This is a genomic window from Corynebacterium kozikiae, from assembly GCF_024580965.1.
Classification (GTDB): Bacteria; Actinomycetota; Actinomycetes; order Mycobacteriales; family Mycobacteriaceae; genus Corynebacterium; species Corynebacterium kozikiae.
In genome coordinates, this window is sequence record NZ_JANIKJ010000005.1 from 14,415 (window position 1) to 36,270 (window position 21,856).

The 21,856-nt window shown below is 61.2% G+C and carries 13 protein-coding genes, 1 tRNA gene and 1 pseudogene; 4 read left to right on the forward strand and 11 right to left on the reverse strand.

Annotated features, from left to right (window positions below):
* Positions 1-31: 31 nt before the first annotated feature.
* From NQ018_RS04735 to NQ018_RS04745, 3 genes are all read right to left on the reverse strand, one after another.
* Complete coding sequence (locus NQ018_RS04735; protein WP_257058975.1) at positions 32-835, reverse strand: hypothetical protein; 804 nt, start codon at positions 833-835, stop codon at positions 32-34.
* A 386-nt stretch (positions 836-1,221) separates the two neighbouring features.
* Positions 1,222-1,295: transfer RNA gene (locus NQ018_RS04740), tRNA-Met, on the reverse strand.
* 205 nt (positions 1,296-1,500) lie between these two features.
* Complete coding sequence (locus NQ018_RS04745; RefSeq protein ID WP_257058977.1) at positions 1,501-4,500, reverse strand: UPF0182 family protein; 3,000 nt, start codon at positions 4,498-4,500, stop codon at positions 1,501-1,503.
* 238 nt (positions 4,501-4,738) lie between these two features.
* Between NQ018_RS04745 and NQ018_RS04750 the strand changes: the two genes are divergently transcribed.
* Positions 4,739-5,200 carry a PPA1309 family protein gene (locus tag NQ018_RS04750; protein WP_257059187.1) on the forward strand — a complete coding sequence of 154 codons (462 nt, stop codon included), beginning with the start codon at positions 4,739-4,741 and terminating at the stop codon, positions 5,198-5,200.
* Positions 5,201-5,273: 73 nt separating this feature from the next.
* Positions 5,274-5,969 carry a hypothetical protein gene (locus NQ018_RS04755; RefSeq protein WP_257058980.1) on the forward strand — a complete coding sequence of 232 codons (696 nt, stop codon included), beginning with the start codon at positions 5,274-5,276 and terminating at the stop codon, positions 5,967-5,969.
* Here NQ018_RS04755 and NQ018_RS04760 read toward each other — a convergent pair.
* Complete coding sequence (locus NQ018_RS04760; RefSeq protein WP_257058983.1) at positions 5,966-7,018, reverse strand: YlbL family protein; 1,053 nt, start codon at positions 7,016-7,018, stop codon at positions 5,966-5,968. The two genes, NQ018_RS04755 and NQ018_RS04760, sit on opposite strands and share 4 nt — an antisense overlap.
* 118 nt (positions 7,019-7,136) lie before the next feature.
* Here NQ018_RS04760 and NQ018_RS04765 point away from each other — a divergent pair, with 118 nt between their 5' ends.
* Positions 7,137-8,564 carry a zinc-dependent metalloprotease gene (locus tag NQ018_RS04765; protein WP_257058985.1) on the forward strand — a complete coding sequence of 476 codons (1,428 nt, stop codon included), beginning with the start codon at positions 7,137-7,139 and terminating at the stop codon, positions 8,562-8,564.
* 16 nt (positions 8,565-8,580) lie between these two features.
* Here NQ018_RS04765 and NQ018_RS04770 read toward each other — a convergent pair whose 3' ends face one another.
* Positions 8,581-9,102 (reverse strand): M48 family metallopeptidase, encoded by a 522-nt coding sequence (locus NQ018_RS04770; RefSeq protein WP_257058988.1) that lies wholly within the window; start codon positions 9,100-9,102, stop codon positions 8,581-8,583.
* A 34-nt stretch (positions 9,103-9,136) separates the two neighbouring features.
* Between NQ018_RS04770 and NQ018_RS04775 the strand changes: the two genes are divergently transcribed.
* Positions 9,137-9,982, forward strand: coding sequence for a TOMM precursor leader peptide-binding protein (locus tag NQ018_RS04775; protein WP_257058991.1), 846 nt, complete (start codon positions 9,137-9,139; stop codon positions 9,980-9,982).
* Here the strand turns inward: NQ018_RS04775 and NQ018_RS04780 are convergent.
* From NQ018_RS04780 to NQ018_RS04805, 6 genes and pseudogenes are all read right to left on the reverse strand, one after another.
* Positions 9,979-12,054, reverse strand: a complete 2,076-nt coding sequence (locus NQ018_RS04780; RefSeq protein ID WP_257058995.1) for an ATP-dependent DNA helicase UvrD2 — start codon at positions 12,052-12,054, stop codon at positions 9,979-9,981. The two genes, NQ018_RS04775 and NQ018_RS04780, sit on opposite strands and share 4 nt — an antisense overlap.
* Complete coding sequence (locus NQ018_RS04785; protein WP_257058996.1) at positions 12,051-12,854, reverse strand: NAD(+) diphosphatase; 804 nt, start codon at positions 12,852-12,854, stop codon at positions 12,051-12,053. Before NQ018_RS04785 ends, NQ018_RS04780 begins: the two co-directional genes overlap by 4 nt.
* A gap of 90 nt (positions 12,855-12,944) precedes the next feature.
* A pseudogene (locus NQ018_RS04790) lies at positions 12,945-14,012 on the reverse strand (potassium channel family protein); the annotation flags it as partial.
* Positions 14,013-14,126: 114 nt separating this feature from the next.
* Positions 14,127-17,525 carry an ATP-dependent DNA helicase gene (locus tag NQ018_RS04795; protein ID WP_257058999.1) on the reverse strand — a complete coding sequence of 1,133 codons (3,399 nt, stop codon included), beginning with the start codon at positions 17,523-17,525 and terminating at the stop codon, positions 14,127-14,129.
* Entirely contained in the window at positions 17,522-20,824 is a 3,303-nt protein-coding gene (locus NQ018_RS04800; protein ID WP_373566899.1) for a PD-(D/E)XK nuclease family protein, read from the reverse strand. Before NQ018_RS04800 ends, NQ018_RS04795 begins: the two co-directional genes overlap by 4 nt.
* 63 nt (positions 20,825-20,887) lie before the next feature.
* Positions 20,888-21,844: a TIGR02569 family protein gene (locus NQ018_RS04805; protein ID WP_257059004.1), complete on the reverse strand. Its 957-nt coding sequence runs from the start codon at positions 21,842-21,844 to the stop codon at positions 20,888-20,890.
* Positions 21,845-21,856 lie beyond the last annotated feature (12 nt).

Genomic DNA, 21,856 nt, shown 5'->3' on the forward strand with positions numbered 1-21,856 from the left:
TTCCCCCGGTAAACAACATGAACAAGCCGAACTAGCAGCAAGAATGAAATTTCTCACACCGGATTAAAGCACCCCCGCTATCGGTACACCAAACGGGGGTATAGATTTCATGAACCAGTGGAGAGACTTTTCGCAGTAACCTAAGAAACTCATTCCTATATCGCCTGTACTCAAGCATAAAAATAGGTTCATGGCGGGCAATTCGATTACGAAAGAGTTTGACCCGATGAAGAGTTGCTGATATTTCGTAGGGCCGCTCACATTCTGGAAAAACTTGAGATACTACGTCTTTCCAAAGCCGTTCTCGTCGGCTCGCCGTCGTGGCATCAGGAAAAGGTTTTTGTGATCCGTCATCCAAAACCCGTGGGGATGCAGGAATAAAATTTAACCATTCGCCGAGGGTGATTTGTGACAATACGTCTCCGTTGGTCAAAGGGACGTTTTGCCGCCGATGCGGCGCGTTGAACAACCCAGTACCGCCGTCACGGACCTTCTTAGCCACATGGGCCCGGCGACAAAAATGCTCTGCTCTTCCCCTAAACACGTCTTTTAAGTCTTGGGGTGCTTTGTCGATTTTTAATAACCATTCACGGTCGCCGCCGTTTTCATGACTCCAATGCCCAAGGTGAAGGTCAAATTTATTACGGAGACTCACTTCGGTCAATGAAATGAGCGGCCAGAATGATGCAGATAGTTCAGCATTCCATTCATAGAGCTCCAGAGCTCGAACAGGATGCCCCTCAACCTCCGCAAGGTAGGGGTTCATGCGGTCGGCACCAAGAACCTCGAGGATACTCGAGGCACGTTGTGCCGTTCTGCTTGATTCTTGCACCATATTTCTATACCCTATTCACCGAGAGGGCAGATGCTCAACAAGCATACTGATCCCCGCATAGAAGGCGCTCTCGTCCGAACACCAGGTTCATCCTGAAGTATCGTGACGGGGGCGTTTTCGCCTTTATCCCCCACCGCCAAATGTACGGTCCCTGGGCGTAGTTGCGTTGCTCGATAGGACGCGTTGGTCGATAGGAAAAAGTCGATAGGGCGCGGTTTTCCCCAAACTGCCCCGTCCTATCGACCAACGCAACGTCCTATCGACTTTTGCCTATCGACCAACGTCCAAAAGGCCACCAAACAGCCCCACCCCATCACCCCTTCGCTCCGAAAAAAACAAAAATGTCCCGCAGCAAACCGTGAAGAATGCTGCGAGACATTTACTAGTAGCGGGGGCAGGATTCGAACCTACGACCTCTGGGTTATGAGCCCAGCGAGCTACCGAGCTGCTCCACCCCGCGACGCGGTGCAAGAAGTAATCAAATCGATTGCTTCGGTGCAACGGGTTTTAAATCTACACCCGCTGCCCCACAAACACCAAATCCCCAGCACACACCGGTATCGATATCGGCGGCTGGGGATTCAGGTTTCGGGATTCAGGTTTCAGGTTGCAGATTTCGGGATTCGGGATTGGGGAGCCCAAAGCAGGCTCGCCAACCCACTGCCCTAGTTGTTCACCAACCCTTGGTAGGCGCGCACGGCGCGGTCAAGTTCATCGAGCGCACGGCCATACTCCTCGTTGGTGCCGCCACGGGCATTTTCGAGGTTACGGAGGGCGTCGTTGATTGCCTGCACGGCCTCCGCCTCAGTACCCACAGAATCCGGTGCCGATGCCGGTGCCTGCGCGGAGGTCGTCGGAGCAGCGCTGGTTGAGGTAGATTCCGCATCGCTGGAGCCCTCGTTCACGCGTGGCGCGCTGGCGGTCTGCGTGTTGTCCAGGTCGGCTTCAGCGAGGTCCTGTGCGGCGCGTGGGTCGATGCCCACCTGGGCGAGTGCCTCAGAGATGGTTGGGGCGTAGCCCACCTGGCCTTTGTAGCTCACGAGCACACGCAGGAGCTTCGGGAACGCCGAGTCCTGGCCCTTGCGCTGCGAGTACAGGGGCTCCACGTAGAGGATCTCACCATCGCCCACGGGCAACGTGAGCAGGTTGCCGTTGAACAGCTCGTTGGTTTCGCCCCACAGGGTGCGGTCGGAGGCGATCTGGTCCGAGGACATCATGGTGTCCTGCGCCTGCTTCGGCCCCTGGGTGAGCGTGTTCGTTGGCAGCACGCGCACAGTGATGCGGCCAAAGGTCTCTGGGTCGGAGCTCACGGACATGTGGGCCGCCAGGAACTCACGCTGCAAGCCACGGAATGGGGTGATGAGCTGGAAACTTGGGTCACCCGTCTCTGGGTCTGCGGCCACCACGTAGTATGCGGGCTGGGCGATGTTCTGCTGTGCCTCGTCCGCGGATGGGTCGCCGGGGACGGACCAGAAGCGGTCGTTGGTGAAGAACTCGCGGGCGTCATCAACGTGGTAGCGAGCCAGCATTTCACGCTGCACCTTGAACATATCCTCTGGGTAGCGCAGGTGGTTCATGAGGTCTTCAGAGATCTCACTCTTTGGCTTCACGGTTCCGGGGAACACGCCTTCCCAGGCTTTCAGCACGGGGTCGTTTTCATCGAACTCGTAGAGTTCCACGGTGCCGTCGTATGCATCCACCACTGCCTTCACGGAGTTACGGATGTAGCCCACCTGGTCAAACACGGCGAGCTGGTCCACGGCGCCCACGCCTGCCGACGTATCCTGCGTAGCCTCCTGCAAATTGGTACGCGAGACGTATGGCAGTGCGCTCAGGGTGGTGTAGCCGTCCACAATCCACTTGATCCGGCCATCAACCACGGCTGGGTAGGTGGTGGAGTCCGTGGTCAGCCATGGCGCAACGTTGTGTACGCGCTCGCGAGGGTCACGCTGGTAGATGATCTTGGAGTTCTCATTCACGCGCTCAGAGAGGATGAGGTTGAGCTCCTGGTATTGCAGCGCAAAGGCTGCTCGGTTGAACACGTTGCCAATGCCCACGCCGCCTTGGCCGGTGTAGGTGTACGTGGACGTATCCGTGTCATATTCCACGGCGGTGCCGTCGGCAGTGCCCACAACCGCATAGTCTGCGCCGTCGGCTGCGGATGCAATGAGCGGGCCAAAGTAGATGCGCGGCTCGGTGACGTCCAGGCCGATCGCGCGGGCGTCAGTGTCCGTGTTGTAGAGGTCAGAGACGGTGTAAACGGGGTAGCCGCCGCGGGCAGAGCCGACGTCACGCGCAACCTCATCCACCTGGTTTGCCTGGGCTGCCACAATGCCATTGCCGTGCGTGTACACGGTGTGCCGGTTGATCCAGTCCCGCTGGTTTTCCCGCAAGGAGTTTGGATTCAGTTCGCGCGCGGCAACAACGAAGTCTCGCATTTCGCCGTCGATCTCATAGCGGTCCACGGTCAGGGACTCGGGGAAGCCGTAGAAGTTGCGCAGTTGCTGCTGCTGGGTGAAGGTTGGGGAAACGATCTCCGGGTCGAGCAGGCGGATGTTGCTCACCGTGGCCGTATCATTTGCCACGGCCTCGTTGCTCGCACCGCTTGCGCCCCAGTCCTCAATGTAGGTCACCTGCTCGTCGGTGATGCCGTAGGCGTAACGGGTTGCCTCGATGTTGCGGGAGATGTACTCCGTTTCCTTCTCCGCGCGGTTTGGCTGCACGGAGAAACGCTCGATCATCAGCGGCCAAGCGGTGCCAATCACCAATGCGGAAAGCATCATCAGAACCGTCGAGAGCGCAGGGATGCGCAGGTCTTTGAGCACCACGGCGGCGAAGAAGCTCAAGGCCACCACGGCGGCGATCACCATCAAGATGATCTTGGCGGGCAGCACGGCGTTGATGTCCGTGTAGGAACCGCCAGTGAAGGTGGGGTGAGAGTTGAACAGCAGCTCGTAGCGGTCCAGGAAGTAGCTGGCCACGCGCAGCAGCATCCACAGGCCCGCGGTGACTGCGAGTTGGATGCGCGCCGGCTGAGACACCACGCCCTTGATGCCCGCGGCTTGGTTGCCAATGCGGATACCACCCAAGAGGTAGTGCCCAAGCAGCGCCACCAGGAATGCCACCACCAACAGCACGGAGAAGGTGGACACGAGGATGCGCAGCATGGGCAGAACAAAGGCGTAGAAGCCGTAGTCCAAGCCAAACTGTTGGTCCTGCACGCCAAAGTCTTGGCGGTTGAGGAACATCTGCACCACCCGCCAGTTGGCCTGGCCGAACATGCCGGCGATCGCGCCGATGAACAGCGGCAACACCACCAGCAGGCGGCGCACGCTGGCCTCAATCACGCGGCGGTACTCCAGCATGGGGCCGCTGAGATCGAATTGCTCCAGCTCACTGGGACGCCCGCGGTAGGCGACCCAGCCCGCGAGCCACACCACGAGCGCCGCGATAGCCGCAAAAATCACAAAGAGTGCGATGCGGGTGAAGATGACTTTTTGGAACACCCCCCTGAATCCAACTTCGCCGAACCAAAGCCAGTCGGTGTAGAAGCCGATGGCGGTTGGCACCACGGCAATGAGGATGCCCACCACCACAAAAATGGTGGTCCACATCCGCGATGGCCGCTTTGCTGCAGGAGACGGTGGCTTGAGGCCTTGCGTCAACTGTCTCTCCCTTAGTTGAGTGTGAACATTGCTAGTTACGCTGTGTGTTCCCCCGCCCTGCGCGCCCAGGCCCAGCACAGGCTGAGTTAGACTGCTTCACAGGCAGAAGACATGCAACGCTCAAGTTTACGGGAGTTTTGCATTTTGAGATTGTGAGGGTTTTCCAACCGTGGCTTCCAGCAAAGATTTTGACGCCCCATCAGACCGGACGCTCAGCCCGCAAGCGCTGAATCGCGCGATGATGGAGGCGGTCGAGTTCATCCACTCAGAAGGCTGGGACGCCCCACCAACGCTCTTTGGGCTGGTTCCAGCCGAGCTCATCGAGCAGCACATCCCCGAGGAAGACACCTCTCCACTCGCACTCGTAGTCCAAGACGGCCTGCCTACCCACATCAGCGGCGGCTCCGAGGAACTCGGCGACTACCTCTCGCGCATCACCTGGCCGCAGGAGATTGTGGGTGCGGTGCTCGCGCAGGAGATCATGTTCAAGGACGCGGCTTCCGACGCCCCCACGGCGCGCGAAGCTCGACTGTTTTCAGGGGTGCTGCGGGAAGGTGCCGAGCTCACGCTGTTACAACTCAAACCCACCGAGGAGGAGCTCGACGCGGCAGGAGCCTTTGCCGATGACAACATTGAGCTGCGCGGCGGTCCCGGCATTGCCCCTGGGGTGATTGCTGCGTTGCGTGCAACGCTCGACTAGAATGTGAGTGTTTGCTCGTTGCGCCCGCAGGCGCCGCGCCCGTTTTCCGTGCCCGTCTCCAAGGAGTTGCCCCGTGCGTCTAGTTGCTCGTGTCCCCCACGCCCGCGCCCTCAGCGGGATGCCTTTGGCGTGCGCACTGGCCTTCACACTTGCCGCTTGTTCCGCCGGAGATCAGGAGCAGCCTTCCGCTACAACGCCAGCCGAAACCACGACCACGGCGGTGACCGCCACCCCTGCCGCCGCTCCCTCCTCCGCCGCAGCCCAGAGCACGCAGGCCGAGGCCACCAGCAGCGCCGCTGCCTCCTCCTCTCCTTCTACCGCAAGCCGCCGTGCACAAAATGTGGAGGAAGCACGGCAGCGCTTCGGGGCACTCGCACCGGATTCCTTATTTGACCAGTTTGATTCCTGTGACCGCGCAGGCATTGAAAACTCCATGGCCTGCTCCGGCCCCAATGTGGGACAGTTTCAGTTCTTCGAATCTGATTCAAATGCAGCATCCTCCACCCAGGTACTCACGGAACTCCGCAGCTCACGGGTGATGGAAGATACCGGCTCCCGCGTAGTGGGCTGGTCCATTCTTGGCAATACCGCCCTGATTACCGTGGTGGAAAATGACCTTGGCTTGGTGATGAAGCAGATGGTCTCCATTGATGAATCGGACCCGAAGGAGATCATCGAGGAGCTCGGATTGGTGGGCTTCAATCGTGAGGCAGCGCAGAAATCTGGCGGTTCTGAGGAACCCACTAGCGAGGCCCCAGAAGCCAGCTAGCTGCAAGTCTCCACCGCTTGGCCGCTGTTGTAGGCCTCCAGCTCTGCGATGGCATCCTCAATTGAATCCACCGCGATGATGGTCATGTCGCCGTGTTCCCGACTCACCGCTTCGGCGCAATTGGCTCGCGGTGCAAGAAACACCTCTGCCCCGGCCTGGCGGGCGGCATCAACCTTGTGGACAATGCCACCAATGGGCCCCACCTCACCTGAGTCATCCACCGTGCCGGTGCCGGCCACAAACTTGCCGCCGTTGAGCTCACCTGGTGAAAGCTTGTCAATCACGGCCAAAGAGAACATCATGCCCGCAGAAGGGCCACCGATATCTTCCAGGTGGAAGGTCACATCAATCCCCGACGCCGGCGCCGCCTCCATCAGCACCCCGAGCAGCGCCCGGTCGGCGTCGTCAGGCGAAGCCCCAAGCACCACCTTCCCTTCGCTTTCCTGCCCATCGCGCTGGTAGGTGATGGTGATCTCGGTGCCGGGGGCTAGCGCGCGGATGGTGTCCCTGACCTGCGCAGCACCGGTGACGGGCTCGCCGTTGACGCGCAGGAGCGTGTCACCTGGTTGGAGTACCCCTTGGGCCGGGGAATCCTCCAGAACCTCGGCAACGTTAATGTTCACCGGCAGGTTGAGGTAGTTCATCGCCGCGATGGTGGCCGCGGCCTCCGAAGTGCTAAACGCCTGCTGGTTTGCCTCCTGGACCTCTTCCTCAGTCATGTCCTGGGGGAAGATTTCCTCGATGGGCACCAGAGTGTCATTGGTGAGCAGCCAACGGCCCAGCGCCTGGGCGAGCGTCATGCCAGTGCGCACGGAGACGGTGGTCATGTTGAGGTTGCCACTGGTGGGATCCAGTTCGGCACCTTCAATCTCCACCACGTCCTGGCCGTCCACTTCCCCCAAGGTGTTGAAAGTGGGCCCGGGGCCTTCCGCCGCATAAGGCACGGTGAGGTTGATAGAGGTGCCCGGGATGTGGTCCACCGTCACCAACAGCCCCAGCAGGCCCACTGGGATAAAGCCGAGGATGAGTGTGCGTAGGCGTCGATTCACGGTGTTCTAGCGTATCACTGGGTTTCAAAGCGCTGTGAAGTTGAGGGTGATGTGTGTTCGCTGTGAGCGTGCGGGTTTTCGTGGCAGCATGTCCTGGGCCTTCGGTAGCGTGTATGGCATGAACAGCAACGGCTTTGGTTTCTCCTTCCAGTTTGGCGGCGATGACGATGACGCCAACAATCGCAACAACCAAAACCCCTTCGGCTTTGGCGGCGGCCTCGGTGACATCCTGGGGCAGTTCGGGCAGATGATGTCCGGGCTCAGCGAAGCCATGAACAGCTCCGACCCTTCCGAACCGGTGAACTACGCCGTGGCTTCCCGCATGGCCAAACAGATGATCGGCCAGCCCAAGCAGATCAGCGACCAGGAACGCAACGCAGTTGAGGAAGCCGTTCGCTTGGTGGAGCTCTGGCTGGACGACGCCACGATTCTTCCCGCCTCCGGCAACCAAGTCCAAGCCTGGAACCAATTGGAATGGTTGGACAACACCCTGGCTGGTTGGAAGCGCTTCATCTCCCCCATGGCCGAGCAAACTCAGCAGGCGCAGCTCAACGCCATGCCAAGCGAGCAGGCGGAAATGATGGGCCCCATGGCCGGCGCGATGCAGCAGATGGCCAGCATGAACTACGCAATGCAACTCTCCGGGCGCCTTGGCGAACTCAGCTCCCACGCCCTCTCCGGCTCGGACTTTGGCATTGACGTGGCCCCGAGCGGCGTCACAGCGCTGCTGCCGCACAACCTGGAGGAGGCAACGAAGGAACTCGACGTCCCCGCGCAGGAGGTGCTCGTGTTCCTCGCTGCCCGCGAGGCTGCCCGCCAACGCCTGTTCCGCCATGTGCCCTGGCTCAAAGAACGAATGGTTGCCTCCGTGGAGGAATATGCCCAGGGCCTTGAACTGGACACTTCCGCGATTGATGAGGTGATGCGCACCCTGGAATCCGCTCAAGGCGACCCACACGCGATGCAAGAGGCCATGGAATCCCTCCAAGGCCTGGATATGAACTCCATGCTGGTCTCTCGCAACACCGGCGCGAAGACCCGCCTGGCCACCCTGCTGGCGCTCATCGAGGGCTGGGCCGAGCTGGTAGTGGCGGAAGCCTTGGGCGAGCGCATGCCGCACACGAAGGAGCTCGAGCAGGCGTGGCGGCGTCGCCGCACCTCTGGCGGCTCCGCACAAAGCGCTTTCGCGCAGGTCACGGGCGTTATCATGGAGGACATCGCCGTGGATGAGGCCCGCGAGCTGTGGCGTCGCGTCGGCATCGCCGTTGGTACCGAGCGCCGTGACCGCGTGTGGGACCACCCGGACTTCATGCCAACGGCAGACGACGTTGCCAACTCCGCAGAGTTTATTGATTCTCTGCTGGACTCCGCCGAAGGCACGGACACCTTTGACCCCATCGCGGAGATCGCAAAGCTTGAGGCGATGCTTGAGGAAAACTCCGGAAAGGGAAACGAAAACAGCGGGGCTGATTCTGATGAGGGCGAAGCGCCGGAATCGGACCCGGATTCAGGTTCGGATTCAGGTTCGGAAGATGAGCAGAAGTAACGCTGCTGCGTAGCGTTTAAGGCATGCGCGCCCAGGCCTCTAAAAAGCCTTTGGCGCGCTCCGCCTTTTCCACCCTGTCTGCCCACTGCCAAAACTCCGCACTGTGCCCCGTGCTGATAAAGGTGTGCACCAGCTCGTGCACGATCACCGCATCAAGCACATACGCCGGCACGCCTTTGAGCCGCGAGCTGATACGGATCTCCCCTGTGAGCTGACTGCAGGAACCCCAACGCCGCGTCTGGTTGTCCACCCAGCGGATACTGCTCACCTTAGCCCTCCCCTGCAGCACCTCCGCATTGAGGGCGTGGGCGCGTGCGGCCAGGTGCGCGTCGGAAATTGTGCTGCTCGTGCGGCTGCGCGCAACCTTTTCAACCAACTCCGCCACCGCCTCCTGCTCCTGCGTGCGGCTGAGACGCGCCGGGATGCGCACCTGGAGGGTGTTGCCGTGGAAGCGAGCGCTGATGGTTTTGCGGCGTTTGGTGGAGCGGATGACTTCCACGGGGAAGTCGGGAATGGACGCGGGGGTAAGCTCGGGCATGCGGCGGTGCCTTTCCTGTGGTGGAATGGTGGGTATGCACACGGGGGAAGAATATGTGCAGCTCGCGCCGGGGGCGGCGGTGCTGCTGAGGCCACCACATCACCTGCAGTTCGGCATGGATGCCACCGTGGTGGGGGTGATGGAAACACCAGCAACGCTACAACGAAAGCTCGCCAAAAGCCTGCAACGCAGCGCGGTGGCCATCAAACGCCAAGACCTGGAGCACTGGTGCGTGGCCGCGGGGCTGGAGCCAGTTGCCGCGACGGCGCTGGTGGAGGACCTCCTGGCGCATGGGGTGCTGCAGGTTCGCTCCGCCACTCCCGCGGTGGCGATGCTGGGCAACGGGCCGATCCGCCCCCTGGTAGATCAGTACCTGCGCCACGGCAATTACCGGCAGCGCACCCAAATGAAGGACGAGTCCCGCGCGGCGTTCCTGCACCGCCTGGGTCCCAATGACGTCACGCTCGCCTTCCACCCCGACGTCAGCCACCACGAGCAGGTGCTTGCGCTAGCCAGATGTAGCAATGTGATCCCAGTGCAAAGCGTGGACGGCAAAGTGGTGATTGGCCCGATCATTTTTGGCGGCACCGGCGCCTGCCTGGCGTGCGTGGAATTGCATCACGCCGACGTAGACCCGCATTGGCAGGTGCTGCGCAAACAGTACCGAAGCCACCAGGTTGCCTTCCCCGTGCTGCTGCGGGCGGCGGGCACGGTGGCTGCGGTAGTGGCCTCGCTGCACAGCCATGTGGCGAGTCCCGGCGTGGCACCGAAGCAGGTGTTCCCAGGGCAAATGTGGCGGGTGGATGCGTGGGGGCAGGTGGAGCGCACAGTTCTGCGCCATCCGCGCTGCCCGGTGTGTTGGGAGCGCGAGCAGGGCTAGAGGAATTGGGTGGTGATTTCCAGGACTCCTTGCCCAAAGCGCTGCACTTTCACTTGGCCCACACCGGAGATGGCTAGCAGTTCCTCGGGGGTTGAGGGGAGCGCTTCGGCGATGGCGTGGAGGGTGGCGTCGGTAAAGACGATGTATGCGGGGGCTTGGATGTCTTTGGCCACGCCGGCGCGCCAGGTGCGCAGGGCCTCAAAGACTTCCTCGTTGCCACCTGGGCAGTCCTCGCAGCGGCCCATGGTTTTCTCCGCGGGGCTGAGCAGTGGTTCCCCGCAGATGCGGCAGGTGCGGCGGCGGCGAGTCCGGTCCGGTTGGGTGAGTTCTGTGGATGGGGTGGGTTCCGGCATGAGGCCGTCGAGGAATCGAGTGCGCTTGCGGGTGGCTTTGGCGCCCTCTTGGCGGGCCTTTGACCAGGTGCAGAACAGGTGCTCGCGGGCGCGCGTGACGCCCACATAGAACAGCCTGCGCTCCTCCTCGATGGCTTCATCATCTGCCTTGATGGCGTGGGTGATCGGCAGGGTGCCCTCCACCAGGCCCACCAGGAACACCGCGTCCCACTCCAAACCTTTGGCCGCATGCAGCGATGCCAAAGTCACGCCCTGCATAGTTGGCGGCACTTGGGCGCTGGCTCGCTCCCTCAGCGCCGCGAGCATCCCCTCAAAGTCCAGGTCAGGGGTGGCACGGCCTAGTTCTTCCACGAGGTCCACAAGCGCCCGCAGTGCCTGCCAACGCTCGCGGGCACGCGCGCCTTCGGGTTCTTGTGAGTCCAAGCCCACGGGGGCGAGGATGTTTCTTACGACGCCGCCAAGGTCCGCACCCCGCACCGCGGGTACGGCGCCTTGCTGCTGGGCGCGGATGATGCGCGCCATGGCTTCACGGACCTCGGGGCGCTCAAAGAACTTTTCTCCGCCACGCACCTGGTAGACGATGCCGGCTTCAGCGAGTGCCTGTTCAAAGGCCTCCGATTGCGAGTTCATCCGGTAGAGCACGGCGATGTCTTTGAGTTCCACGCCTTTGTGCTGCAGCTTCTTGATTTCTTGGGCCACCCCGCGGGCTTCCTCGGGTTCGCTATCGTAGGTGCGAAACTCTGGTTCTGCCCCACCTTGGCGCATTCCTTGGAGGGTGAGCCGGGTACCGGCAACGCGGCCGGTAGCTTTGCCGATCACGGTGTTGGCAAAGTTCGTGATGTGCGTGGTGGAACGGTAGTTGCGCTGCAATTTCACCACTGCCGCGTGGGGGTATTTCCTGGAGAAGTTCAGTAGGTAGTCCGGCGTTGCGCCGGTGAAGGAGTAGATGGTTTGGTTGGCGTCGCCCACCACGGTGAGGTCGTCGCGCTGGCCCAGCCAGGCGTCGAGCACGCGTTGCTGCAAGGGGGTAACGTCCTGGTATTCGTCCACCACGAATGTGCGGTATTGCTCCCGGAACTCCTCTGCGATACCGATGGAGTTTTCAAGCGCCCCGGCGGTATGCAGGAGGAGGTCATCGAAGTCCAGCAGGAATCCCTCTGGGGTGTTTTTGGCTTGTTCGTAACGCCGGTACACCTCTGCCACCTTGTCTGCTGCCTGCGGAGGGGTGCGCTGGCCAAGGGATTCCGCGTACTGATCTGGGCTGATGAGGCGCGCCTTGGCCCATTCCACTTCACTGATGAGGTCACGCACCGTTTCGGTGGAGGCGTCCAGCCCAGCGCCGCGGGTTGCACGGGCCACCAGGGCAAACTTGTTGTCCAGCATCCGCCACGGAAGGTCGCCTGCGATTTGTGGCCAGAAGTAGCGCAGTTGCCGCAGCGCCGCAGAGTGGAACGTTTGGGCTTGCACTCCCCCAACGCCCATGGTTTGCAGGCGGTGGCGCATCTCCGAGGCGGCCCGGCGCGTGAAGGTTACTGCGAGCACACGGTTGGGGCTGGCGAGTCCTTGGTCGATGAGGTGCGCGATTCGGTATGTGATGGTCCGGGTTTTGCCGGTGCCCGCTCCCGCGAGGATGGCAACCGGCCCGCGGGGCGCGAGTGCCGCCGCGCGCTGGTCTGGGTCCAGGTCTTCAAGGTTCACGCTGTGTGGTGCGGGTGTCACTGCCCCGGCTCCTCTGTAATTGCGGTATTTGCTGTGCTTGCTGTTTTTGCTGTGCTTGCTGTTTGGGCCCATTCCGTGATCATTGTGTACGCAATGGAGCTGCGCCCCGGCAAGGTAATTGTCCTGGTGCGGATGTCCTCCGGGGTGACCCAGCGGATGTCCATGAGTTCCTCGTCCGTGGGCGCGATGGGTACTTCGTCAGCGGTGGTGGCATCCACGCCGAGCATGAGCGAGCCACCGTAGGGCCATGGTTGGCTGCGCACATACTGCACGTTTTCCACGCGCCTTCCGGTCTCCTCTAATGCCTCCCGGATGAATGCTTGTTCAATGCTTTCCCCGAGCTCCACGAACCCGGCTATGAGCGAGTAGTAGCCAGGGCGCAGTCGGTTTTGTGCGAGCAGCAACTTTGGTGGGTGCTGGCGTTCGGCGCGGAGGGTGATGCGCCCGATGACGGCGGGGTCGATGCGCGGGAACACTTCGTGCTGTGCGGGAGTGCGTCCGACGGCCATCGGTTGGTCTGCAAAGTGGAGGGCCTCCCCGCTGCCTGGATGGAAGGTGGTGCGTTCGCGGTAGCCGAGCAGCCCGATGGCGCGTTGCACCAGTGGGTCTGCCACGCGGTTTGCGGTGTCTGTGTATGGCCGCAGGTCCGCTACTCGCTGTACCCAGAGTTCAGTGGTGACTTGGTATGCCTGGGAGGCTTGGTCTTGTGCTGGGGTGTGGAGGTAGCGGACGGTGCCGCGCGCGTGGGCGTGGGTGGGTACGCGCCCTTGCGCGTCGACAAGCAGGTAGCGTGTGGCCATGGTGCAACCGTGCTGCTAGTTGGCGGGCTTGGTCTTGTGCTGAGACTTTTGTGCCGTCTTCTGCGGCGCTCTTTGCAGCGTGCCGGAGGGGTCTTTGAGGTCTTCGGAGAATACGCGGCGGACGTAGAGGAGGCGGTCGCCTGGCTCCACGGTTTCCGCTTCTGGGGAGTCGATGCGGTAGAGCTCGTTGGAGCGCACCACGCCGAGCACAATGTCTGCGAGGTGGCGTGGGTTGGCGCCTACTTCATCTTCGGTGATGGGGCGTTCTGCAACGCTGAAGCCTTCGTCTGGGGAGAGCAGGTCTTCCATCATTTCCACCACGGATGGGGTCACGGTTGCCAGGCCTAGCATGCGCCCTGCTGTTTCGGAGGAGATCACCACGGAGTCTGCGCCGGATTGCTCCAGGAGGTGTTGGTTTTCCGATTCTCGGACGCTGGCCACGATCCAGGCGCTTGGGGAGAGCTCGCGTACTGAGAGGGTGACGAGCACCGCGGTGTCATCAATGTTCGGTGCTACCACCACGGCTTTTGCCTTGGGAACGCCTGCGAGGCGGAGGATTTCGGATTTGGTTGCGCTGCCGTTGACGGTGACGAGGCCGCTTTTCGCGGCGGTGTCCAGCGCGTGTTGGTCGGTGTCTACCACCACAATGTCTTTGGGGGCTACGCCGTCTGCGAGTAGGGCTGCTACTGCGGAGCGGCCTTTGGTGCCGTATCCGATGACCACGGTGTGGTTCCGCAAAGTCTTCCTCCAACGTTGGATTTGCCATGCCCGGCGCGACTCTTCGGTGAGCACCGAAAGGGTGGTGCCCACGAGGAGGATCAGGAACGCCAAACGTAGCGGTGTAATGATGATGATGTTGAGTAGGCGGGCGCCTTGAGTAACTGGTGTGATGTCGCCATAGCCGGTGGTGGATAGGGACACCGCGGAGTAGTAGAGCGCATCGATGAAGGTGAGGTCTTCGCTGTATCCGCCTTTGTCGAAGTACACAATCAGGGCCACCGCGAGCACCAGCAACATGGCGTAGCCGAAGCGCCGCGCAATAAGCCGAACGGGGCTGCGGTACCGCGGGCTTGGCAGGCCAACCACGCCGAATTGTGCCTGGTCGGGCACACCTGTTTCTGGCGCCTCGATGCTGCGCCTGGCGGGGTTTCGGGCCATCGCGTTTCTTCCCTTTTCCGGCTTTCTGTGGAGAAAACTTGTGCATTGCTTGTGTGAAGGTGGGTTTCTTGATTGCTGGGTGGTTGCCCTCACACGTCACGCCAAAGCGTACAACTAGCGTTGCAGCAGCGCTACTAGCTCACGTTCGCCCGGCAAGTTTGTGGGTTGCACCAGCTTGTTGTAGCGCACATAGTAAAACGCTGCCTGTACTTGTTCAGGGTTGCGCTCAAGGTCAATTCCTTTCAATTTGGCCCATGCGTAGCGGTACACGGCGAGTTGGAGTTGCACTGCACGTTTTTCTGCGGCATCTGCTGGTGGTTGGCCTGTTTTCCAGTCCACGATCAGCCATGCTTTCTCCGGTGCATCTTGGCCTTGGGCTCCCGTTTGTGCGAAGACGGCATCCATGCGGCCTCGCACCACGGTGTTGCCTAGGGCTACCTCGAAGCCTTGCTCAACGAATTCCGGGGTTCGCTGTGCCCATTCGCTGGCCAGGTAGGCCTTCTTGAGGGCCTGGATGTCTTCTTCCGGCTCGGTGTTTCCTGGCAGTTCGTCTTCTTCCAGGAGGGCTGCTGAGCCGAAGCGCTCTTCGAGCCATAGGTGGAACTTGGTGCCACGTTTTGCAAAGGTGTTGGGCTTGAATGGCACGGGACGCCGCAGGCGCCGGGCAAACTGTTCGGGGTTTGCGGTGAGCGCCACGATGTCCGATGCCGTCATTTCTGCACTTAAGGGCACCTCGACTACTGGTGCTTGTGCTGCCTCGTGTTCTTCAATGAGCGCGGTGACTTCCTGTTCCCAGCGGTCAAACAGCCCGCCATCGCTTTCCAACGCTGGTAAATCTTCGAGTGCTCGGCGCACTTCCTGCACTCCCGCAACGGTGTAAGTGGGTGGGAACTCCGCCTCCACTGGTGCTGGCTGTTCGGGTTCCTCATCTTCTGCGCGGGCGACGGTCCAACCGGGATATTTGTCCATGAGCGCAGCGAGTTGTTGTGCGGGCTTTGTAGCCTCCTTGGTGGCTGGGTTGGAGGATGCGGTGATGAATAGTCGGTGCTCCGCTCGTGTGACGGCAACGTAGAACAGCCGCACAGATTCGTCTTCTTCAAGCCTCGTGAGCTCAACTTTTTGCGCTGCAATGGCATTCTTGAGTGCATTGAGGGTTTCCGCTTCCAGTTCCCCCAGTTCGGGAACACCAGAGGGGTTGTCTGGACTTTGCAGATCGCCGCGCAGGGCGTATGGCAGTTCTTGTGGTGCGGTTGCCCAGGTGGAGGTCCGAGTTTTGTCATAGGTTTCTGAGTCCGCGTGGAGGACCGCCACGGTTCCCCACTCCAGGCCTTTTGCTGCGTGGACGGTCATGATTTGCACGCGGTCTGCCTGAACTTGTACTTCACCGGGGGTCAGGCCGCCTTCTTCATCTGCTGCGAGCTCCAGGTAGTTCAAGAGGCTGGTGAGTTGCATGCCGGGAATGTTGGCCATTGCAGCCACTTCTTGGGCAAATCTGTCCAGGTGAACGGTGCCCGCCGCACCGTCACTGTGTGGATTTTCCCTGGTGAGCACCTCAGTTCGGATGCCCATCACGGTTTCGATATCCGTAAACAGGTCAGGCAGCGATCCGCTGAGGGAGTAGGTGCGCAGGTAGCGCAGTTTGGAGGCCAGCTCGCTGAGACGGCGGTAGCCCTCCTGGCTGTAGCGTTGTTCCTCCCCGAGGTCCGCGATGGCGTCTGTGAGGCCTACTGCTGCTTCGGGGTTTTCTTCCAGGATTTCCTCAATTATTTCCTCAAGCCGCCGTTCCGGGTTTTCGGAGAAGTTTCGGCGTTCGGTAGCGCGGCCAGCAAGGTTTCGGGCGCGCTCTGAAAGCGCCATGAGGTCTGCTGTGCCAAGTTGTACGGCCGGCCCGGTGAGGATACGCAGCGCAGCATGGTTTCGCTGGGGGCGGATGAGCATTTCCGCCACGGCAACCATGTCTGCAACTTCCGGCACACCCAAGAGCCCACCGAGGCCCACGATTTCTACGGGCACACCTCGCTGCTGGAGTTCTTGTGCGATTGCCGCCATGTGCTTCTTTTTGCGCACGAGCACTGCGGCAGTGAATGCCTTGGGCTTGGGATCTTCTTCGTTGGATTGCTTTTGAGTTTGGGATTGGTTTGCTTTGCTGTGGTACTCCTGCGCGAGGGCGTCCGCAACAAAGGTACGTTCCTCATCCGGGTTGGCAAAGAACCCCATTTGGACTTCGCCTTTGAGGTTCGCGGGACCTTCTTCGAGAGGTGCCACGGTTCGCTTTGGGTTCCCCGGCTCGCCGAGCAATGAGGTGGAGACATGATTGGCCACCTCTAGCACTTCCGGGGGATTGCGGAAACTTGTGAGGAGCTGGAGTTTTTCCGATGGCTCGCCGGCTGTGGTGAAGTCATGTTGGAACCGCAAGAGGTTTGCCGCGGTGGCACCGCGCCAACCGTAGATGGATTGCATAGGGTCACCCACTGCGGTAGTTGCAACGTCAGAAAAGAGCTCGCGGAGCAACACCCTCTGGGCGTGGCTGGTGTCTTGGTACTCGTCAAGGAGGACGACGTCGAAACGGCGCGCGAGCGCCTGCGAGACCTGCGGGTGTGTGGCGGCGAGTGTTGCTGCAATGCTCATTTTGCGGCCGAAGGTCATGAGCTGGTGATCTTCCATGTACTCATTGACCTGCTGCACGAGTGGGAGGAGTTCCAGCCTGCGTTGGGCAACAGAAAGCCACTTCATTGCGTAGGCGGTTGTACCTTTGCTCGATTCCGCCGCGATGTTTTCCACGTTGTGGATGAATGCTTGGGTTTCCTCACGGATGTCCTCCAAGCTGGCCATGTGGTTGTCCATGTTGCTCATCAGGTCACGGACGTTTGTGACGACGGACTTGATCTCTAACTGGTTTTCGACGAGTGGCTGGTCATAGTTGCGCACCACGCGGTCGATGATTTGGTAGAGCTCGGTGGCTGTGATGAGGCGCGAGCCTGGTTCAACGGGTGCGAGGAGCCCGAATTCTTGGACGATGTTGCCCGCAAAGGAGTCGTATGTAGAGATGGTGGGGGCAACAACTTGGAGGGTGCGTGCCAATTCCCCGGTTGGGTCAAGGTCTTTGATGCCTTCGCTTGCTGCGAGTTGGGCGAGCCTGCCCCTGATTCGATTGGAGAGTTGCTGCGCGGCTTTGCGGGTAAAGGTAAGCCCGAGAACGCGGTCTGGGTGGATGATGCCGTTTGCTACGAGCCACACCACGCGGGCAGCCATGGTTTCTGTCTTGCCGGCACCGGCACCGGCCACAACGAGCAACGGCTCGAGTGGAGCGCCGATCACCATTGCCTGTTCGTCGGTAGGTTGATGCTCCTGGCCCAGCAGGATTGAAAGGCCTTCCGGGCTGATGCGTGGCTCGAATGGTGTTGGGTGTTGGGGTGTTGGGTGTTGGGGTGTTGGGTGTTGCGTGTGGGTGGTCATGGCTTCCCCGGCGGTGATGTGGTGATCCTTGCTGTGGTGTTCTGCGTGGGTATTCATCCAAGCACGCTCCTGCCCTCATCCTGTGCGGGGCAGATTTCTACAAGTTCGCAGTCTGCGCAGAACTTGTTTTGACGCGCGGTGAATTTGGGGCCGCGGAGGTCCTGCAAAAGCTGTGGCAGCACGTTTGCGAGTTCAGTAAGTTCTTCATCTGTTTTGGCTGATTGTTCACGCGACGGGTTGTTCTCCAAAGCCGGGTATTGCAACACCGCGTTGAATACTTCCAGCCCTTCGGCGTCTGCGGTTTCAATACGAACCGAAGATGCTGGCTGGCCCATCTCTTGCTCTTCCACGCCACTTGCCTGCTTTGCGGTGACCTTTCCGTGGCGCAGTGCCAGTTGATAGGTAGCAAGCTGGAGGTGCTCGTCGGCGTCTGCTTTGGTAGCAGTTCGTGTGCCGGTTTTGAGATCGAAGATCTGAAAACCCTCTGCCCTGTGTTGGAGCCTGTCGATGCTTCCACCGATGGTTACGCCGTTGACTTCCACGCGGACGGGCACTTCCACACCGACGAGCTCAGATTGGCCGAGTTGGGCATGGTGCCAGTTGGAAATGTTGTCCAACATGATCTTCCACTTGGTGAGCTGGCCTTCATTGAACCAGCGAGGGCCGTCGAGCAGGCGTTCCATCGCCGCGGTCACTTTATCCCGCGCAGTTTGCGGATCCACTCCTTTGGCCAGTGCCTCAGCGTAAGCGTGGGCGAGCGTGCCTCGGACCATGGCGAGTGGCTTCGATTCATCAAGGAGCACACCAGAGAATGTGGCGTACATCGGGCAGGAAAGGGCGGCTTCCACCTTTGATGGGGAGAGGCGGCGGACGTCCAGTGGCTCATCCACGCTCTGTGCTTTGGCGCCCCACCAATAATGCGGGTGGGCGCTCGCAATGCCGGCTTGAGCTAGGCGAGCGAGTTGGCGCGCCGCCTGTGCCTTGGTGGCGGCATCCGTGGTTTCATCTGCGAGGGCGCGGCGAAGCTCCGCAACCACAGTGGGTTGGCTGAGCAGGCGCACATAGTGCTCATCCCCAACCGATTCCCATTCCGAATCCCATTCCGGATTCCCCGCCACTGCCCCCACTGCACCATTCGCCTGATCGGCGTCGGCGGCATCGGCGGCTTCCCCGGAGCCGGCGCTTGGCTGGTGGAGTCGCGCCTCTGCGCTGAGAGTCTTCGGACGAAGCGGGGTGAGGAACCGGGATGGCTCTGAGATTTCCTCACCTTCAAGGTTATTGACCGCGGTGACGTACGTGACCCTGCGGGCACGCGTGGTAGCCAGGGCAAACAGTGCTTCCTCATCACGCAGGCGTTCTGCGGTTCGGGAGATGATCTGATCTGGGTCAATCCCGTTGTCAATGAGGTCCACGAGTTGCTGTTGGCCAAAAAGGGAGCCGGTTTCCTTCAGCGATGGCCAACTGTTCTCCTGCACGCCTGCCACCACCACGGTGTCCCATTCCCGCCCCACACAGCCGTGGGCGGTGAGCACCTCCACTGCTTCAGGGACTACCGAGCGGCGGTCGCGTACGCCCGTGGGGAGTTCTTGTTCTTCGATGTTTCGCAGGAAGGTGTGCACGGTGGTTCCTGGGCGACGTTCCACCCAGTCGCCTGCGGCGTCGAACAACGCCATGATGGCGTCGAGGTCGCGGTCTGCCTGGGAGCCACGAGCACCGCCGCGCAGGCTCACTGCACTGAGGTGGCCGGAGAGTTTGGAGGCATCCCAGAGGTTCCACAAGACCTCCTCCACGGTGCCAGGCTGCGTGCCCGCGTACAAGACTTCGCGGATTCGGGTGAGGATGCCCAGCTCGGATTCGGTGAGCACGGTTTGCACTTCCGCAAGGATTTCCTGGGCAGCCTCGGCGTGCATTGGTTGCACCAGCTCAGCAAGTACGGTGAGGGCGCGTCGGTTACTCCCCCGGCGCATCTCCACTTGGCGCAGGGCGCGCAGGAGGCGGCGTAGGCGCACGGGGTCTGCACCACCGATTGGGCCAAGCGCCAGCTCTTCCACCTCGGAGTTTTCCAGAGGCTCAACGGTTGCTTTTGCGGCAAGCATGAGGGAGCGGACAATCGGTTGTTGTCCCAGAACCACATCGGTGGGGTTGATGTGCACGGGTACACCTGCGCCGAGGAGGATGCGGCGCATTGGGGCGATGTCTTTGACGTCACGCACCACCACGGCGAGTTGGCTCCAGGCGATGTTGTCCAGCAGGTGCGCCCGGCGCAGGATGTCTGCCACGTAGTTTGCGTGCACCGTGGCGTTTTCTGCGATCACCGCGTGCACTGGGGCCTCACGCAGCGGTGCGCTGAGCTTGAGGTCGTGCTCAACGGGGAGCTTTTCCATTGCGTCCTCGGCCGCACCCCGGAAGTGGAACACGGATTGATCCGGGTTGCCGCCGATCACGGTGAACGTGGCAAACTTGCGGAGTTGATCGATGAGCTCAAGTGCGGCAGGGTCCAAATGTTGGGCATCGTCCACCAAGATGGTGCGCCACCCTTGGTCGGGGATGGTATGCGTGGCCAGGCGGCTGAGCAGCTCCGATGCGCTGAGGTTGTGGTTGCCGCCGATCTCAAGGGTTTGTTCGTACTCCCGCAGGAATTCACCGGCGGCACGCCACAATGGCCGGTTGTGTTGTTCACCGAGTTGTTCCAGGTCTTCGGGGGAAAGGCCACGTTCGGCGGCGCGCAGGAGGAAGTCACGCAGGCCGCGAGCAAAACCCACTAGCGGCAAAGCCCCTTGGACTTCCTCGGGCCATTGGACTTTGGAAACACCCTCCGCTGCACCTTGGAGGAGGTCTCGGATCACTGCGTCTTGTTCCGCACCGGTAATGAGGCGGAACGGTTCCTCCTCCAAGGTGCGAAGCAGGGCAAACGCCAGGGAATGCACCGTGCGAACCATGGGGCCTTCCGCGGAGTAGCCGTATTGCGTGGCGCGCTGCGCAATACCGGTGCGCAGGCGTTTTGCCGCCCCGGAGGAGGTTGCGATCACCAAGATGGAGCTGGCGGGATGCCCGTCTGCGATTTGTTGCGCGGCCAAGTCCATCAGAAGGGTGCTCACGCCAGTTCCAGCGGCACCTCGAACACGCCAATGCCCGCTGCGCTGGGCAAAAAGCGGGTTGTCCCACTCTACGGCTGGTTGCTCCGGATCGGACTGGCCGTGGGCAATGGGAACGATCTTGGGGTTCGGCGGAACTAAAAATGCAGCTTCCGGTACGGATTGAGGAGATCCTCCGGACACCGCCGGCGCAGAAGCGGAGCCAGCGGCAGACTCAGATGCTGAAGCGTTGGGTGAGGGCTGTGCAGTCATAGTGCCCATCATGGCAGAAAGTCGGGACACACCCACGCGCAATCATTCGAACAAAATCTAAGAAATTAGAAATTACTCTGAGAGTCCCTCGCGGGCCTGGGCCACCAGTAGGGATGTCACCCACTCCAGGTTTGTGCCCGTATTTGAGGTAGCGCCCTCATGCAAGGCATGCACGATTACCCGATAGAGCAGCGCACGCAGCGCAAGCTGCACAAAGGGCACCTGCTCAAACACTGCCATTCCCGCGAAACGGCGCAGCACGCCCTCATCCACGGCTTCCACAAGCAGGGCATCCACCGCCGTCAAGGCCGCGCTGTACCCCTTGGGGCGCAGGCTGCACACAAGGTCGGTAACCGCGGGCATGAGGGTTCCGTGGTAAATCGTGGTTGCAAACATGTCCGCGTGCGTGACCTGCAACGGCGCACTCGCTGCGTCGAGGGGTGCGAGCACCTCCACGATCTTCGGAATCAGACTCGCGGCCAGGCGCTGTTTGGGCACCTCCGTATCTAAGTGCAACCCTGCGCCGCGCAGCCAGCGCAAGGGGTCTGCGGCCTCGGCGGCGTCGATACGCAGTGCATACCAATCCGCCAGGGTGAAGGCGTTGGTGGAGTCTTTGTCCCCGAGCCCCTCGGGAACGGCAACCTCGGCGAGGGCCTCGTCCAGGCGCAGGGCGGCGGCGATGGTTTCATCGACTCGGCGCTCAATCTGGCCTTCCACATAGCCAGAGCAGCGCCAACCGGCGTTCATGAAGCGGGCGTCTGCGGAGCGCAGGGGGCGCACCACTCGCACACCCCTTGGGCTCAGTTTTTCGCGGATTTTGGCTGACCAGGCGGCGCGGGTGGGGTGCGCTACCTGGCTAAACACCATGTTGCCCACGCGCACTCCGTAGTCCCACGCGGTGCCCATGGCAACCTGTTCGCCCTCTGGGGCGTGGAATACCTCGCGCACATGGGCGGGCACTGTCAGATCGTGAGGCGCTGGCGCGGTGTGCCCCAGGCCGGCGGGTTCGAGTGGTCGGTGTTCAGCCATGCCACCTAGCTT